The organism is Enteractinococcus coprophilus, assembly GCF_006716305.1.
GTDB classification, from domain to species: Bacteria; Actinomycetota; Actinomycetes; order Actinomycetales; family Micrococcaceae; genus Yaniella; species Yaniella coprophila.
This window is the reverse complement of record NZ_VFOU01000001.1, coordinates 825,170-841,574: the sequence shown is the minus strand read 5'-3', so window position 1 is coordinate 841,574 and position 16,405 is coordinate 825,170. Positions and strand designations below refer to the sequence as shown.

At 58.6% G+C, this 16,405-nt stretch carries 19 protein-coding genes; 10 read left to right on the top strand and 9 right to left on the bottom strand.

Going from position 1 to position 16,405, the window contains the following annotated elements; all coding sequences use genetic code 11:
- Window positions 1-176 precede the first annotated feature (176 nt).
- Window positions 177-719: a DUF7010 family protein gene (locus FB556_RS03825; protein WP_170200351.1), complete on the top strand. Its 543-nt coding sequence runs from the start codon at window positions 177-179 to the stop codon at window positions 717-719.
- On the top strand, window positions 694-1,251 hold the full coding sequence (locus tag FB556_RS03820; protein ID WP_141864875.1) for a GNAT family N-acetyltransferase: 558 nt from the start codon (window positions 694-696) through the stop codon (window positions 1,249-1,251). The genes FB556_RS03825 and FB556_RS03820 overlap by 26 nt, the downstream gene beginning before the upstream one ends.
- Before the next feature lie 23 nt (window positions 1,252-1,274).
- Here FB556_RS03820 and FB556_RS03815 read toward each other — a convergent pair whose 3' ends face one another.
- Window positions 1,275-1,694, bottom strand: coding sequence for a hypothetical protein (locus FB556_RS03815; protein WP_141864873.1), 420 nt, complete (start codon window positions 1,692-1,694; stop codon window positions 1,275-1,277).
- 82 nt (window positions 1,695-1,776) lie between these two features.
- The gene (locus tag FB556_RS03810; RefSeq protein ID WP_141864871.1) at window positions 1,777-3,258 is read right to left on the bottom strand and encodes a lipase maturation factor family protein; all 1,482 of its coding nucleotides are present in this window, start codon (window positions 3,256-3,258) and stop codon (window positions 1,777-1,779) included.
- A 144-nt stretch (window positions 3,259-3,402) separates the two neighbouring features.
- On the opposite strand from FB556_RS03810, the gene FB556_RS03805 reads away from it, so the two are divergent.
- Window positions 3,403-3,813 (top strand): VOC family protein, encoded by a 411-nt coding sequence (locus FB556_RS03805; RefSeq protein WP_141864869.1) that lies wholly within the window; start codon window positions 3,403-3,405, stop codon window positions 3,811-3,813.
- 19 nt (window positions 3,814-3,832) lie between these two features.
- Window positions 3,833-4,666, top strand: a complete 834-nt coding sequence (locus tag FB556_RS03800) for a CoA transferase (protein ID WP_211343968.1) — start codon at window positions 3,833-3,835, stop codon at window positions 4,664-4,666.
- Window positions 4,667-4,828: 162 nt separating this feature from the next.
- On the opposite strand, the gene FB556_RS03795 is transcribed toward FB556_RS03800, so the two are convergent.
- The gene (locus FB556_RS03795) at window positions 4,829-5,263 is read right to left on the bottom strand and encodes an arsenate reductase ArsC (protein WP_141864867.1); all 435 of its coding nucleotides are present in this window, start codon (window positions 5,261-5,263) and stop codon (window positions 4,829-4,831) included.
- A gap of 7 nt (window positions 5,264-5,270) precedes the next feature.
- Entirely contained in the window at window positions 5,271-6,425 is a 1,155-nt protein-coding gene (gene arsB, locus FB556_RS03790) for an ACR3 family arsenite efflux transporter (RefSeq protein WP_141865334.1), read from the bottom strand.
- 92 nt (window positions 6,426-6,517) lie between these two features.
- Here arsB and FB556_RS03785 point away from each other — a divergent pair, with 92 nt between their 5' ends.
- Window positions 6,518-6,871 (top strand): ArsR/SmtB family transcription factor, encoded by a 354-nt coding sequence (locus FB556_RS03785; RefSeq protein WP_141864865.1) that lies wholly within the window; start codon window positions 6,518-6,520, stop codon window positions 6,869-6,871.
- A gap of 25 nt (window positions 6,872-6,896) precedes the next feature.
- On the top strand, window positions 6,897-7,769 hold the full coding sequence (locus tag FB556_RS03780; RefSeq protein WP_141864863.1) for an FAD-dependent monooxygenase: 873 nt from the start codon (window positions 6,897-6,899) through the stop codon (window positions 7,767-7,769).
- Between the two features lie 10 nt (window positions 7,770-7,779).
- Here FB556_RS03780 and FB556_RS03775 read toward each other — a convergent pair whose 3' ends face one another.
- The 3 genes from FB556_RS03775 to FB556_RS03765 are packed head-to-tail and all read right to left on the bottom strand — an operon-like array spanning window position 7,780 to window position 10,662.
- Window positions 7,780-9,036, bottom strand: a complete 1,257-nt coding sequence (locus FB556_RS03775; RefSeq protein ID WP_141864861.1) for a hypothetical protein — start codon at window positions 9,034-9,036, stop codon at window positions 7,780-7,782.
- The gene (locus tag FB556_RS03770; protein WP_141864859.1) at window positions 9,036-9,899 is read right to left on the bottom strand and encodes a cytochrome c biogenesis CcdA family protein; all 864 of its coding nucleotides are present in this window, start codon (window positions 9,897-9,899) and stop codon (window positions 9,036-9,038) included. Before FB556_RS03770 ends, FB556_RS03775 begins: the two co-directional genes overlap by 1 nt.
- A gap of 7 nt (window positions 9,900-9,906) precedes the next feature.
- Window positions 9,907-10,662 carry a DsbA family protein gene (locus FB556_RS03765; RefSeq protein ID WP_170200350.1) on the bottom strand — a complete coding sequence of 252 codons (756 nt, stop codon included), beginning with the start codon at window positions 10,660-10,662 and terminating at the stop codon, window positions 9,907-9,909.
- Between the two features lie 120 nt (window positions 10,663-10,782).
- Here FB556_RS03765 and FB556_RS03760 point away from each other — a divergent pair, with 120 nt between their 5' ends.
- The 4 genes from FB556_RS03760 to FB556_RS03745 are packed head-to-tail and all read left to right on the top strand — an operon-like array spanning window position 10,783 to window position 13,999.
- Complete coding sequence (locus tag FB556_RS03760; RefSeq protein WP_141864855.1) at window positions 10,783-11,328, top strand: hypothetical protein; 546 nt, start codon at window positions 10,783-10,785, stop codon at window positions 11,326-11,328.
- Entirely contained in the window at window positions 11,325-11,690 is a 366-nt protein-coding gene (locus FB556_RS03755; protein WP_141864853.1) for a BlaI/MecI/CopY family transcriptional regulator, read from the top strand. Before FB556_RS03760 ends, FB556_RS03755 begins: the two co-directional genes overlap by 4 nt.
- The gene (locus FB556_RS03750; RefSeq protein WP_141864851.1) at window positions 11,687-12,679 is read left to right on the top strand and encodes a M56 family metallopeptidase; all 993 of its coding nucleotides are present in this window, start codon (window positions 11,687-11,689) and stop codon (window positions 12,677-12,679) included. Before FB556_RS03755 ends, FB556_RS03750 begins: the two co-directional genes overlap by 4 nt.
- A gap of 48 nt (window positions 12,680-12,727) precedes the next feature.
- A complete protein-coding gene (locus FB556_RS03745) occupies window positions 12,728-13,999 on the top strand; it encodes an MFS transporter (RefSeq protein WP_211343967.1) in 1,272 nt (423 codons plus the stop codon).
- Here FB556_RS03745 and FB556_RS03740 read toward each other — a convergent pair.
- Together FB556_RS03740 and FB556_RS03735 are read right to left on the bottom strand one after the other, a co-directional pair.
- Window positions 13,983-14,414, bottom strand: a complete 432-nt coding sequence (locus FB556_RS03740; RefSeq protein WP_170200349.1) for a hypothetical protein — start codon at window positions 14,412-14,414, stop codon at window positions 13,983-13,985. The two genes, FB556_RS03745 and FB556_RS03740, sit on opposite strands and share 17 nt — an antisense overlap.
- Entirely contained in the window at window positions 14,411-16,369 is a 1,959-nt protein-coding gene (locus FB556_RS03735; protein ID WP_141864845.1) for a hypothetical protein, read from the bottom strand. The genes FB556_RS03740 and FB556_RS03735 overlap by 4 nt, the downstream gene beginning before the upstream one ends.
- Between the last annotated feature and the right edge of the window lie 36 nt (window positions 16,370-16,405).

Here is a 16,405-nt window from a genome sequence, read left to right as displayed (position 1 = left end):
TAACCAGACTCGCTACATCATGAACAGATCAAGGGCACCCTCCTCGCCTAGAATAATCTCCCGCATTGTGTGACGACTCACCGCCTTACGCGACCCTAAAGCACACTGCCCCCTGATGATCCTCTAATAGTAAGTGACTCGAAATGACCTCCACTGTTTCCACATCCATTGACGATTTGACACATCTTCGTCAGGATCTGAGCCATCGGACGGGCAGGGGCCTGAACGCTATCGTCGCCGGGATCGTGTTGTGGTCCACGTTCACGGTCTTGGGCGTGGTCCTTAGCGATAGTTTTGTGCTGGCGCTGGCTTATGTTTTTGGCGCTGGAGCGCTCTTTCCATTGAGCCTGCTGGTGGCCAAGTTCCTCAAACTCGACCCGTTCGCTTCAGGAAACCCGCTGGGAACGCTCGCCGGACTCTTGGGCGCCGTCCAGGTCTTGTTCATTCCGTTGATGATTGGCGCCGTCTTGGCTGTGCCGACTATGGTGCCGTGGTTTTTAGCGGTGCTGGTTGGCGCACACTTTCTTCCGTTTAGTTGGGTCTATTCCAGTCGCGCGTATCTGATCGCAGCGATCTCCATGCCCGTGGCGGCAGGGTCATATGCCTGGTTACTTCCAGCCTCTGTGCCCATCGTTGTCCCAGCGGCTGTCACGGCCATTCTGATACTCGTTGCAGTGTTGCTGAGCAGGGAAAATGCCAAGACCCGCAACGCTCAGTGAGGTACCGCAATTGGCAGCGGTGCTAGCTGATGCTTTCACCGATTACGCTTGGACGCGCTGGACCGTGCCCGCTGATCAGCATCAAGATCGAATTGAAACCCTGCAACGCATCTACCTCGAAGAACTCGCCATGCCGCACGGAATGGTGTGGACGTCGGATACCTTGGACGCCGTCGCGGCCTTCATCCCCGCCACCGCGGCACCGACGCCAGCAGTTCTCGATCGGATAACTGCACTGCACGCCGATCGGCTCAGTGCGCTATCCGAATCCGAAACTCTGGTGGCCCCGCACCGACCTGACCATGACTGGCTACTGGCCACCGTCGGGGTTGCCCAGCCCAGCAAGGGACGCGGCTTAGGTACTTCCGTGGTCGCTGCCGGTCTAAAGGTGATCGACTCCCAGCAAGCCACCTGCTTAACCGAGACGTCTGACCCGAACAATCTGGCGTTCTACTATCGTCTCGGATTCGAACTTACCGCCACGGTCAAAACCGCCGGGCCTCCCGTGTGGATTCTGACCAGACCGGCCTAAGCGGGATGACGCGCAGGCCGTCATTAAAGCGGCATTTCCGTCCCGCAGGTTTCTTCGATATAGGTGGTAGCGTTCTGGACTTCAGGTTCCTGCAGGCTCTCATCGAGCTCAGCACGCACCGCATCGATGTCCCCACCTGATGCAGCAATCGTGGAATTCAGCGTCTTACTCATCGTGTCGATGGATTGGGCAAGCTCGTCATCCTGGGCTTGATCAGCAATCACTTCAATCTCGGAGAAGCCTTCGCTCACGTGCGCGAGGATATCTCCAAAGCCCATGGTGGACGGGTCAATATCGCTGAACTTCTCTATGGTGTCGTGGAATCGTTCGCAGGTCACTTCAGGCGGGTCGCCACCTTCAACAAGGTTGTCCTCAGCACTGCACCCACTGAGCACCAGCAGCGAACATACAGCAGCGATAGGTATAAGTTTTGTGCGCTTCATGGGTACTGTCGCCAATCTCTTTGACACGGCTGGACACCAGCTTCACTCTATTAGCCGCACGCCAGCATCGCAATGGGATACTTCACCCGATCGGTGGCACGAGTGTGCCGAGTTCTTTGCGCCACCACCACTGGCCGGTTTCGCGTCGCTCGGCAGCTGTGGCATAGCGATATTCAAAGATTTTGACTCGAATGAGCACGGGCGGCTCGCCGTCAAACGGATCTGTACGCAGCAGCTTTCGAATCGCTGGATCGCCGTCCAATAACTTATCCAGCAACCGCCGAAACCACGGCTGATTCGGAGAACCCAACACTAAGAACCACATCATCCAATCCAGTCGAAGATGATAGGGCGCGACCTGGGGCGGCCGCCGGAACACATCCCCCGGCTTGCCTTTAAACTCGTAGGCCTGCCATCCGTCGTCGTCCGAAGGGTCCGAGCTCATGGTGCCCTCAATCATGATTTCGCGGCGCACCTGCGTCATCGACCCGAATGCACCATAGACGTTGACCAGGTGCCACCGGTTGAAACTGGCGTTCATCAGCTGATGCGGTGAAAACAGGTTGCGCAGGGGCTGCCAACTCAACGCACAGAGCCCCACAAAGACGACGGCGGTGAGCACCAGCCACCATATGGGCGACTGCAACTCGAGCTGTCCATTGAGCGCCGCGCCGATATGGCCCCAGCCCCAGTCCGGCGAACCACCACCGACCAACGCCGAGAGGAACGAGTCACTGATGGCAGAAAAAGCGATCAGAATCGTCAACCAGTTCAGCCACGCGTAGTTGCCGGTGATCACCAGCACCAACTGACTGAAAATAATCACGACGGCGGCAATCGAGGCGATCGGTTGTGGGAAGAACAATAACCAAGGCATGACCAGTTGGATCACGTGGCTGCCCAGGGTCTCAGACTTATGCCACAACTGAGGTTTCTGGTGCGCCCACCGACTCACCGGATTGGGCATCGGCTGGGTTTGGTGGTGATAGTTCATCGCGGTCAGATTCCGCCACGATTTGTCTCCGCGCATTTTGATCATCCCGGCGCCGAACTCAACGCGGAACAGGGTCCAGCGCAGAAACAGCAGGATCAGCAACGGCGGTGCGACGTCGGGCGTACCGAGAAATGCGACGACGAAGCCGACCTCTAGCAGCAGCGATTCCCACCCGAAGCCGTAGTAGTACTGCCCGATATTGACGATCGACTGATAGAGCCACCACATGAGCAAAAAGACCGGGATGGTGGTCCACGCAGGACCCAACTGCACCAACCCGAACACGACGCTCAGGCTCAGCACCATACCGATGAGACATACGATGCGCAGCAGTCGGTCGCTATAGGGAGTGAAGCGCCAGCGGAATAGGCTGGGCTTCTCGCGCGAGCTGGTGCGTGCAATGTATTCGGGGGCTGGAGTGAGTCCGTTTTCGCCCAGTAGGGCCGGGAATTGGTTGAATGCGACCAGAAATGCGGTGCAGTAGATCGCGGCCACCCCGCGTAACAGCACTTCGCGTGCGATGGTGTAATCGGTGGCTTCCAATAACGGAAGCCAAGTGTTCCAATCCATTGTCTTTCACCCGCTACATGTGCGCTCGCATGTTCTGCGTGTTGAAATCCGGTATGTCATCACCTTACTCCGTTCGGTCTATCCCGTGACCACCTGACCCCCTACACTTGAGGTCAGACAGCACATCGAGCCGAAGGGTTAGTCATGACCGATACGCAACAACTCTTACCCCATCTGATGTTTCAGAATGGGCGCGCTGAGGAAGCAATGAACTTCTATGTCGAACTCTTCGACGGCGAGGTCCTGATGCTGCAGCGTTACGGCGACGAGACACCCGATATGAACGGCAAAGTGCAAATCGCAACTCTTCGTATCGCGGGTCTAGAGCTCAACATTATGGACAGCCCGGTGCCCCACGAGTTTGATTTCACGCCGTCGATGTCCTTGTCTTTTCGATGCGAATCCGAAGACGAACTCGATCGGATGTATCAAGCGCTCTTAGAGGGCGGCCAGGCTATGATGCCGAAAAACGATTACGGTTTTGCCCCGTTTGCCTGGCTCAACGACCGCTACGGGGTGTCCTGGCAACTCAACGTTGCCCCTCACCAAGAGTAAATGCACAACCGTGATGCCCGTGCATGATTCAGGAAGCCTTATGGGTGTGCACGTCGTCACCGTTGCACCCAATCTGCCCGGTCCACTCGCCGCACGACACTTAGTCCGGCTGGGTGCTTCCGTCACGAAAGTCGAGTCCCCGCATGGTGATCCGGCGCAGGCGTTTCCGCAATGGTTCGAAGCACTCAACGCGGGACAGGTCCGCAAAACGTTGGATTTGAAAGTGCCCGAGGACAGGGAGCAGTTCGTCGAGCTGCTGTCCGGTGCTGATCTCCTGCTCTCGTCTATGCGGCCGAGCGCAGCTGACCGGCTCGGTCTTTATGACATGGTAGCTCGCGCACGAGTTGCCCATGTCGAAATTGTCGGCGATGTCGAAGCGCCTAATGAACCTGGACATGATCTGACCTATCAAGCCGCAGCCGGTTTATTAAACCCACCGGAGATGCCCCGCGTACCCTGGGCCGATGTACTCGGCGGCTACGAGGCCACGATTGCAGCACTGGATGCACTCCGCGAGCACGAGCACGCCCAAAAGATGGGCATTCATCAGGCCGTTCATCGCAGAGTTGGGCTCAAGCAGGGTGTCGACGACGCCGCGGAAGCGTTTCGGATCGGGGCGACCGCACCGGGCCAGATCCTCTCCGGTGCTCACCCGCAATACGGAATGTATCAAACCCAGGACGGATGGATCGCGGTGGCCGCCATCGAACCGCACTTTCATGCAACGCTCACCGCACTGCTGGGTGATAGCCGCTCGACCCTGGCAGAACATTTTTCCAAACGCTCGACCGCCGAATGGCTAGAGTTCGCCAAGCAACACGATCTACCGCTCGATGCGGTCGAGAAAAGGTAAGTCGTAGTCTCTAGCCCGAGATTCATTGCAGACATCTTCGGCTGCTACCGTTGCCTCGAGGCAGTGAGATATCTTCGAAGGAGATATGTGTGGTGCTGACATCCATGCTGCAGGCGATCGGGCTGTTCATCGCCACCAATATCGACGACGCTGTCATGCGTTTTAGCCTCTGGGCGACGGGGCGGAGTCGGGTGAGACTTCGGAAACTAACCGCTGCACCCGGGCTTTGATGTCGTCGCGGATCTTCCGGACGGTTTCGATCCCCTGGCCTGCTGGGTCGTCGAGTTCCCAGTCTTCGTAGCGTTTACCAGGATAGATCGGGCAGACATCCCCGCAACCCATGGTGATGACCACGTCAGAAGTCTTGACAGTTTCGGGCGTGAGGATCTTCGGGTGAGCCGAGGTAATGTCGATACCTTCTTCTGCCATGGCCTCCACAGCTATGGGGTTGAGTTGCTCAGCTGGCGCAGAGCCGGCGGAGCGAACCTCGATCCGCCCCTGTCCGAGTTCTCGAAGGTAGCCTGCTGCCATCTGGGAACGACCCGCATTGTGGACACAGACGAACAGCACACTGGGAATGGTCAGCGAAATGGACATGATTTTCTTAGACTCTCGTAGTACTCGTAGCAGTGTCAACGGCATCGGCATGCTTTACTCTGCGGAAGGTGGGCACGCTTGGATCTCCGGGAAAGAGACGACGCCCTAACCATAAGGCGACATACACCAGCCCGACGAGAACCGGCACCTCGATCAGTGGCCCAACCACGCCGGCTAAGGCCTGGCCCGAGGTGACGCCGAAAGTCCCAATTGCCACGGCGATGGCCAGTTCGAAGTTATTACCCGATGCGGTAAAGGCCACCGAAGTGGATTTAGCATAATTCAGTCCCACCATCTTGGACGCAATGAAGCTGACCAGAAACATCAACACGAAGTACAACAGCAGCGGGACTGCCATTCTGGCGACGTCCAACGGCTGAGAGGTAATGGCCTCACCTTGAAACGAGAATAACAACACGATGGTAAATAACAGTCCGTAGAGTGACCAGGGCCCGATCTTGGGCAGGAAAGTTTCTTCGTACCACTGGCGACCTTTGGCCCGTTCCCCGAAGGTACGCGTGAGGAATCCGGCGAGCAACGGAATACCCAAAAACACCAGCACCGATACCACGATGGCACCGATGGAAAATTCTGCCGACGTCGTCGCTAGCCCCAACCAGGAGGGTAGTGCTTGGAGGTAGAACCATCCCAGTGCGCCGTAGGCGACGACTTGGAATACCGAGTTGATTGCGACTAAGACAGCTGCGGCCTCGCGATCACCGCAGGCCATGTCATTCCAGATGAACACCATGGCAATACACCGAGCCAGGCCCACGATAATCAATCCGGTGCGATATTCCGGGAGATCCGGCAAGAATGTCCAGGCCAGGATGAACATGAATAGCGGTCCCAGCACCCAATTCAATACCAAGGACAAGATCAGCAGCTTGCGGTCCCCGGTCACCCGCTGGGTCTCGTTATACCGAACCTTAGCCAAGACCGGATACATCATGACCAACAGGCCGACGGCGATCGGCACCGAGATCCCGCCGATCGTCATAGAATCCAGGATCGCATTCAGGTCCGGCACGAAACGGCCCAGCCCCAGACCAAGACCCATCGCTAACAGAATCCAGACCGCTAACCACCGGTCCAGAAACGACATCTCTTGTACCACCGGCGATTCCGTCGTCGCAGCGGTATTTTGCACAGCAGTGCTCATCATTTACACGAATCTCTCATATTGACGTTCATCAATGCATCGGATCTGAGACTACCCTGACACATTGATGACCGTCAATGTAAGATGGCGTCATGAGCACGACCATCGATGAAGCAACAGCCACCGCCTCCAATACCCCGTGTTGCTCCCTGACAGCAGGACCCATAGGCGCCGCACAAGCCGAGCGCCTCGCCGAGATGCTCAAAGCGTTAGCGGATCCCACCCGACTCCGATTGCTTTCCCACATCACGGCACAGGGTTGCCAGGAAGTCTGCGATTGTGATCTCACCGAAGAACTTGGGATCACCCAACCCACCGTGAGCCACCATATGAAAAAGCTCGTCGACGCCGGCCTGATTACCCGCGAGCAACGCGGTCGATGGGCACACTATAGCGTCGTCCCAGAAGCCTTCGATCAACTGCGCAATTTTCTAGACCTCAGCTAACCCTAAGGGCGGCCGGTATGTTTCGATCGCCCGTTCTGATCTTTCTGCAACAATCTACGATTGTCTCGACGACGTAGAGACCATTTTCGGCGACACCGTGACAGCGCTGGAGGACGATGGTCAGCTAGTTCACGTCGACTTTGCCCACTCCAAGTCCCGCGAATTCGACTTGGTGTTCGGAGCGGACGGCCTGCATTCGAAGGTTCGGTCGCTGGTCTTTGGTTTGGAGGCCGACTTCGAACACCACGTAGGGCTGGTCGTCTGTGCCCTGGAGTTAGAGGGCTACCGGCCACGCAATGAACTGGTCGCCGTCACCCAAACCACCATCGGTGTGCAAACCATGCGATTGTCGTTGCACCATGACGCGACCCTGGTGCTGTTTACTTTCCGGGACGATCGTCCAATCCCGCTCCACGATGTTGAGGCACGACAGGAACTCCTTCGGACGAGGTTGCGCGGCATCGGTGGCGAGGCCCCCAACATCCTCGAGCACCTACCGCGAGCCAAGTCATTTTATATGGACCGGGCCAGCCAGATTCGCATGCCCACATGGTCTCGCGGCCGCGTTGCACTCCTGGGCGATGCCGCAGCGGCGCCCTCCTTGTTGGCGGGGCAAGGTTCAGCGCTCGCCATGGTGGGTGCCTACGTCTTGGCGGCACAGCTACGCCGTACCCAGGGCAACCACCAACAGGCTTTTGCGGCCTATCAGCGGCAGCTGCAACCCATGATTCAAGATAAACAGGATGCTGCCCTGCAATTAGACATCGCGTTTGCGCCAAAGGATCGCAAGCAGCTGTACATGCGCAATGCGACCATCCGCCTCATGGGGCTGCCATTCGTGTCGAAACTCGTCATGGCACGCAGCCTGCGCGATCCCATTGAACTCCCCAGCTGGTAACGACGACTAACTATCCCTCTTGGTCTTCGGCCGATGCTGCGGGTACCAGATAGTATTCGTCATCGGCTTCGAGGATGCCGGCACCGGTTGCAGTGATCACGCTGGGCACTGTGAGCACTCCGGCATCTTGCGGATCATAGGACCGCCCAATCGCACCGGTCAAAACATTGCGCGCTTCGATATTGCCCTCGGCGTTTCGCAGATATGCAATCGCCGCTCCGACACCGATCAGATCCGCGCCGTTGTGGGACTCTTCGTAAAGTTTGTGCTCCTCGACGTCATAGCCGACGATATTTTCGCCAATGGTCACCCAGGTTTGGCTCGACGGGTCCTGACCTGCCGCAGAAAGCTGGTCAGCGATCACCTGTCCATCAGTAAGTGTGACCAGGATCCGGTCCGTATCGTTGGTGCCAATGAGCACGCCCCCGGACTGCTCTTCGGCGATCGGGTTCGGCGTCGGAGCCTTCGCAGTCAGCCGCTGTGTGTCCCAGGCGTAGTCATCCAGCGGGATGCTCCACTTGGGCTGTCCGGTGAGTCCGTCTTGGGCTAGGCCACTTGCGCTATGTGCTTGCACCTGCTCGTCGACAACTAACAGCACGATGCCGTGGAATTCCCCGAGGATCGCCACTTCGGGCGTCTCGCGCTCGTCGATGAGGACGTCGCCGGTAGCTGGATCCAGCACGACTTGTGGTCCGGACTCCCCCATGGCTTCTTCCGACGGTGCAGCAAACACGATCCCCGGACCGTGATGCGGGCCGGGGACCTCGACTGGGCCCCAGGATTGGTCGCCCGTCTGCAGGTCATAGGCGGCCGCAACGGTATGCCCAAAGGTCTGGACATCGGCGTCAATGTCGGTGAGGACCGCATAGCTTTGCTCGTCGTCGGCGGTGGTGAGGGTGAAGCCGGTGCAACTGAGCGGTCGTTGGGCTTCCCAGAGGATCGTCCCAGTGTCATCAACGGCTCGGAATGTCAGGATGTCGTCGTTATGTCCTGCGGACAAAAACACGCCATCGGCGCCGTGCGGTGGGGTCTGCCAGCCGGGTGCGACCAGGGATTGGTGGGTGAACTGCAGCGGTACGCGCAGTTCGTCTTTCTTTACTTCGGTCGCCGGGCTGTTGACCTGGGCTGGTGCGGGATCATAGTCCGGTAAGGTTTGGCCTTGCGAGCTGTCGCCCCCGGAACCGCACGCGCTCAGGAGGACTGCGGCAGCCAGTGCCGCCCCGAAGTGCCACCGTCTCCGCGGCAGGATAGAGTGCAGCAAGACCATTAGAGCACTTCCTCTTCAGAGGGTTGCTGGACCGTCACCTGGTTGCGACTTCGTCGCACGGCCCAGATGGTGATCACCACAACGACGACTGCTGCAAGCAATATGGCGTCGACCAGTGGGTTCGCCAAGACACCGCTGTAGGACTGCAGGCCGCGTTGGATACCGGTAGGCAGCAGAGATGGCGCACTGACCAGGCCGTTAGTTGTCCAGAAGACGACACCCAGCGCGACGATCAACAGACCCGTGACGACCGAGGTGGTGTGGAGATCGCGACCCAGAAATCGGAATCCGCGACCGCGTAGCACCGAGAGTGCCCGAGGGCTGAGTTTGTGCCACACTGCGGCCAGGATCGTGAGCGGCACGACCATTCCCAGGCCATAGACAGCCAGCATGACTCCGGCGTTCCACGTATTGCCCTGGGCCACGGCCAGCGTGAGGATTGCACCGAGAATTGGGCCGGAGCAGAATCCAGCCACACCACTGGCGGCACCTAAGAGTACGGTGCGGACGAAGCCGCCGCGGCTGTGAGCGCGCTGCTGTAGCGCTCCGGCACCCGGCAGTGCTTTCGACAAATCGAAACCAAACCCTGCGGCTTGCACCAGTCCTAAGAGAATCAGGATCACAGAGGTCGTCACGATGAGCGCACCCCGGTATTCGGTTAGCAGACTACCCACCGCGCCGAGTCCTAGCCCGAGCGGTACCAGTGTCACCACGAGTCCGAGGTAGAACACCCCGCCGTGTAAGAGCAGGCGCATGCGTTGGCCGATAACCGAGGCAAAGAATGCGGGTAACAGCAGCGCACCGCAGGGGCTCAATAAGGCGAGCACGCCACCGAGAAACGCTGTGACTAGACTGATTTCCATAGTCTATTCACTCCGACGCGTCGGTGAGTGCTTGATCCACGGCGTCAACAAACACGTCGGTGGGTTGTGCCCCGACCATTGGCTGGCCACCCACTATGAATGACGGCGTCGAGTATGCTCCGAGGTCAGTACCCAGGCGCTGATTTTCCAAGATCTGTTCTTGGACTGCTTCTGAGTGCATATCTTCGAGGAATTGGTCTGTGTCCAGTCCGAGCTCTGCGGCCAGGTCTAGGAGAGCTTCTTCGCTGAGCTCAGCGGGCTGCCTGATCTCGCCGTCGGCCAATAAGGCCTGATGGTATTCCATGTAGGAATCTTGTAACGCTGCGGCGTAGGCGGCATGTGAGGCGCGCTCGGATTCTGGACCAAAGACATTCAGATCACGAAATTCGATGCGCAGCTGCTCGTCGTCGACGTAGTCCATCATGACCGGTAGCGTTTCATCCATCCAGGATGCACAGAACGGGCATTGATAGTCCGAGAACATCACCATCGTCACTGGAGCATCCACCGTGCCAATGCTCAACGGGTCCTCGCTGTCGCGTCGCTCGACGTGGCTCAGATCAATCTGGTCTTCTTCGCCCTGCGGGACAACATCAACGACCCCGCCCCCTTCACTTTCGGGACTGTTTGCGACGTCGGAATCATTGGAACTCCCCGAACCGAAGAAGAGAAAATATGCCGCGGCAATCACGACAAGGGCGGCGATACCAACGATGACTGGGAGAAGCCACGGTGGTTTCGAACTGGAGGGTTGTTGCGGCAAAACGATTCCTTCATATACTTTACGTTTTCGATTTCCAGAGGACCATAGTTACTATGCGAGATAGTAACAACTCCGGCAGGCAACTATACATCATCGTTACTATCAGGCATAGTAGATGCCATGCTCACAACCCTTGGATACGCCAAACAAGCCCTGGGTCAATGGACGGCGCGCCAAATTCTCATGGCGGCACTGGCCGCCATTGCCGTTGGTTTGCTCATCGGAATAGCGACAGTCCTAATCCCCAATCCCGTGTTCGCACGTGACATTCCACCAGTGTGGTGGAATTATCCGGTTTGGATTGTCACGTCTATTATCAGCGGAATGCTGATAGCCACCTATATCCAACCGGTCTCATCGGTGGACGAAGATGCCATAGCCCTTGACCCCACAGGACGCCAAGGAAAACTCGGCATGCTCGGTGGTTTCCTATCATGGTTCGCTGTCGGCTGCCCGGTCTGTAATAAACTGGCGCTGATCGCGTTCGGTTACTTTGGTGCTATTACCTATTTCGCTCCGATCCAACCGTTTTTGGGGGTTGCGGCACTTCTGCTCACTAGCGTCGCCCTGCTGTGGCGGCTCAAAGAGCAGATCGTGTGCAGGGTGGCACCAACCCCACCTGCGAATCAGTCTTTCACTCAGGAGCACGTCAGCACACGCCTATGACCACCGCACGAAACCACCCGGCGCCTCAGCTGGGAGAACTTGAACAACAAGTCATGAATCTCTTGTGGGACTCTAGTCCTCGCAGCGTCCGCGACGTCATGGATGTTCTGCCCAGCAATCCGGCCTACACCACCATCGCCACGGTCATGCAGAACCTCAAAACCAAACAGATGGTGCGCGCCGAACGCGAGGGGCGATTTGTCCATTACCTCCCGCAGATGAGTCGTGAAGAATACGTCGCACGACAGATGCATCAAGCGTTAGATTCTAGCCAGAATAAGGCCGCTTCGATCCTGCATTTTGTCCAAGACATGCCAGAAGAAGGACTACAAATGCTGCGCAATTATCTGGAGCAATCATGACTGCGTTACTCATCGCCGCGGTGTTGACCGTCACCGTCATCGCCAGCGGGTTAACGAGCGGGATACTCGTCCGCAAGGCAGCACCCGCGTTGATGTTGAAACCCCGTGTGGCGGTAGTCGCGCTGTTGGCAACGGCCAGCGTCTGGATCGCCAGTTTCGCCGCGCTGGGCCCTATGCTTGCTTGGGGTCTGTCTGGACCCAGCCATGTCATGCCGGGAAACACCGGAGTGGTCTGTCAACGGTGTCTCAATGCAGCAAACCCGCTGCCATCGGGGTTAACAGTTGACACGTTCATCCCAATCATTGTCCTGCTGGCAGTGCCGGTCTTCCTCGGGCTGTTGATGGTCGTGAGCGGTTACCGGTACTTCCGCCGAAGCGTCAAACAACGTCGACGTCTCGAACAAGCCCTGCGGCACACGGCCTATCGAACACGGCTTGCTGGACATGATGTCACCGTGATTGAACATTCGCACCCCACGGCCTTTGCGCTAGCAAATCGTGGCTGGGGCATCGTCGTCTCTACCGCACTCCTCGAGCTGCTCACTCCAGATGAGTTGACCGCCGTTGTCACCCACGAAGCCGCACACCTGCGGCAACGACACCACCTCATCTTGGGCCTATTTCAGGGTGCAATTGCTCCGTTGCGTTGGGTTCCGCTGATTGCTGCCATAAACTCCGCGGTGCCGCACTACCTGGAAATGGCTGCCGACAATACCGCGCGTTACCGCACGAGTACACCGGTTTTGGCCAGTGCGCTATTGAAGTTGGGCGAAAGGTCTGGTCCAGGCGTCGCCCATGATACGTGTGGAGCCATCGCGTTGCATGCGGCCGGGATTGACCGGATCCGGCACCTTGTCGCACCGCCCAACGGCAAACGCGGCCTAGTGTCTATTTCGACGATGGTACCTGTCACTGGGATTCTTCTTGCCGGTAGCCTCGTAGTCCACCTGCCGTACCTGAATGCCATCTTAGATGGCTGTTTGATGTAACCCTCACGTGATATCGCACCGCAACCATCTTCACAGGAGCCAGCCGATTTGACCACGTCCGTTGACACGATCACACCGCAACAGCGCCAACGACTCCACCGTCGCACCTTGCTCACGGTGGTGATGAGTCAAGCCTTCGGTGGTGCGGGACTGGCTGCCGGCATTTCCGTGGGCGCACTGATCGCCCAGGACCTGCTCGGCACCGAGGCGCTCTCTGGTTTACCGACAGCCCTATTCACGCTGGGGGCCGCGCTGACCGCATTTCTGATTGGTCGTGCAACCCAACGAACGGGACGACGACGCGCTCTGGGTTTCGGCTTTATCGTCGGCGGCATCGGCGCCATCGGAGTCGTCATCGCCACACAAATCTCCAGCCCGGTCCTCCTCTTCGTCTCGTTATTCATCTATGGGGCAGGGACGGCAACCAACATGCAAACCCGCTATGCCGGTACGGATTTAGCACCGGCACACCGCAAGGGCACCGCGGTGAGCATCGCCATGGTCGCCACCACCATCGGCGCGGTCGCAGGCCCCAACCTCATCGAACCACTCGGCGACCTCGCCGAACGCTTCGGCCTGCCATCACTGACGGGGCCCTTCCTGCTGGCAGCAGTCGCCTACCTCGTCGCGGGCAGCATTCTGGTAACCATGCTGCGGCCCGACCCCTATGTGGTTGCCAAACAACTTCAGGCCCAAGACAGCGCGCAAGGCCTCGAGGTCACCGCCCCACCAGTCGTAGAGAAACCGTCGCGACTCGTTCGAGTCGGGGCACTCGTGCTCGTCATTTCGCAGATGGTCATGGTGGGCATTATGACGATGACCCCGGTGCACATGCGCGCTCATGATCATTCGCTGGGTGCCGTCGGACTGGTCATTGGACTCCACGTCGCGGCAATGTGGTTGCCCTCCTTGGTCACCGGACCGTTAGTCGACAGGGTCGGTCCCCGGCGCATGGCGATTTCCGGGGGTATCATCCTCCTAGCCACTGGACTGCTGGCTGCTTTTGCACCCGCTGAGAATCTGGTCGCACTGGTGGTTGCCCTGATGCTGTTGGGCATCGGCTGGAATATTGGACTGGTCTCTGGCACCACGCTGATTGTGCACGGGACCCAGCCCGACACCCGTGCCGCCACGCAAGGCAGCATCGACGTGTGGTATCAAATTTTCGGTGCGGGTGCCGGGGTATTTTCTGGAGTGCTCATGAGCGCGGCAGGATTCGGTATCCTCACGGTGGTCGGTGGGATCTTGGCGCTGATCATTGTTCCTGCGGCCGTATTAGCGCCGAAAACCCACGCCGATGCGGTTACTGAACGTCGCTGACAGCTCTATTCTCCTCAGTGGGTAGCCGCCGGAAATCTTTGGCATCTGCGGCATGGCCCAATAAGGTCCCACCCTGGGCTCGTCGCTGCGAGACCGCACCGAATTTGAATTCATATGGACCCGGCTCAAACTGCGCGGCCACGCCCTCGACGTTGTCTTGGCTCGTGCCGACCCGGTAGACAACGGTTCCGCAGTCACGGGTCTCCACCGCGACATACCAGGGTACCGAGGAGTTTCTACCACCGCGCTGGGTCTTAGCGCTCATGACCTCGCACTCGACCCACGTGAAGTTCTGGGCATCTCGCCAAGGATCAGTGAAAGCCCAGGTCATGAGTAGCAACCCACCGAACATGATCAACAAGGTCACAACGGTTTGGGTGCGGGTCGGGGTCTTGTTTCGACGACGTGCCATCACGACCCCGAGGAGATGTCCTCAACCACCCAGGCCACCCGACCCGGATAGTCGTAGCTATAAGACACCTGCATATTCGTAGCTTCGTCACCCATGACGAAGTACCCCAGCTGGCCGGTCGCGCACTGTCCTGCCTCCAGCTCGCGTGGTTGCAGCGGATCCTCAACGTCCTCCACGTCGTGTGCGAATTGTGACGGCTCACCGTGGGTCATGGAGAACAGCTCCGGGTCCACGAAGTCGTCGTCCTCGGCGGCGCAATATTCGATATCCGCCACCAGATGCACGCCCGTGAATGCTGCGAATTCACTATCCTCGCCCGGTTCAAACTCAGTCACGTCAACGGTGACGCGCGACCAGTTCGCCAACGTCGCAGTCTCTCCCGCTGCCGTTTTGACCTGCTCTGCAGCACGTTCCGGCTCATCTTGTCGAGCCTGCGGCGGGTCCATGTGCTCGGGTGCTGGTTCGCCGACCTCGCGCAACCCTTCCGCCCAGGACATCAACACCGCAAACATGATGATGGCCACCGGAGCTAGCCCAACCGCCCACTTGAGCATCCGCGACTTGCCCGCCTGCTGTCGGACCTGCGCTGTCGGGATCAGGTCGCCGGCGGTAATCCGCGGCACGCCCTGGGTACGCTGGGTGATCAACTCGCGTAGCTGATTTTGTTTGCGGTACACATCGAAAATGACATCCACCGTGCGGTACTGGTCATCGATGAGCACCACGGCATCAGATGGGTCCTCGATCACCAGCGCCAGGTTGTGTACATCTACCGCATCGACCGTCACCGCGCCATGGCCACCAGCATAACGATGCTCGATGACGTCGGTGCCGATCACCAGGTGGTCGCGGCCAGCTTTTCGCTTGAATTTCGGACCATCCGCGGCGGGCAAGGCCTGGTCAATCGGTTCGTACCCGGCCGGAAGGTGCGAGAGGGGGTCTGTGTAGAACCGCATCGTTGCCCGGGCCTGCGCTACCGCCTGGTGCGTGGCATCCAGCGAGGCGAATTCCTCATCCAGACCGTGGACCCGACGGGCTAGAATTCTACTGAGCGGCCGGTTTTCGACCTCGAACTCCACGGCGTCGGCAATCCGGTGATCCGGAATCGGTTTGGAGACAATCAATTGCTGGATCTGCGAGCGCTGTTGCCCATGCAAAATAGCGTCCGCGACCATCAGGGTCGCCAACGTATCCGGCCCCACGGACACCAGAGAAACTTCGATGCCCAGATCGCGCCGGGTCACGTCATGAATATGTTGGACCGTTTGTTGGGCCAGCACTCGCACGGCGGCGGCACCATCGGCCGAACTGGGCACCATGACCGAGATCAACGGATAACCCGCACGAAATTCCATCCCGCCCGGGCGGGCATCGGCACGATACCGCGAACGCTCCACACCCGCCAATCCCCCGGTAGGTGCCGCAAATGCGTTGGAGATCAGCTGCTCGGTATTCGTGCACATCACCGCCCGAACCTGGCCCGCAGCGGGATTCAGGTGTCCTAACAACATAAACGGGTCACCCGCAGCCTGTGGTTGCACCACCTGCGAGGCGGCTAACGTCAACGAGGTCAACCCAAACCGGGTCGTGATATCCCGCGGGGCTGCTGAGATCCGTACATCCACCGGATCGGAGATGTCCACCGTCTGGCGGCCTGCCAAAACGTCAGCAAACCGCTGCCACGCCGCCGACAGGGTCGCTACATCCCCGCGCATGCCAATGGTTGTCGTATCAGAACCCACCGTCACCGACACTTCCGGCACCGAAGCTCGCCCAAAACCGGTCTCGACGGGGCGCGACAGCTCCATCTGCAACATGCCCGCAGCCAACTGCAGGGTCCCAAACTCCTCGACTGGCTCATGCACCAACCCGTAACCGAGCACTAAACTCAGATACGGTCCGGTCTCCGGGGTCTCAAGTACGTACCAGTCATAACCATCAACTTCGCGCCACTGCATCCTTCGATACTAACCATTGCTTCAACCTTGCAGCGT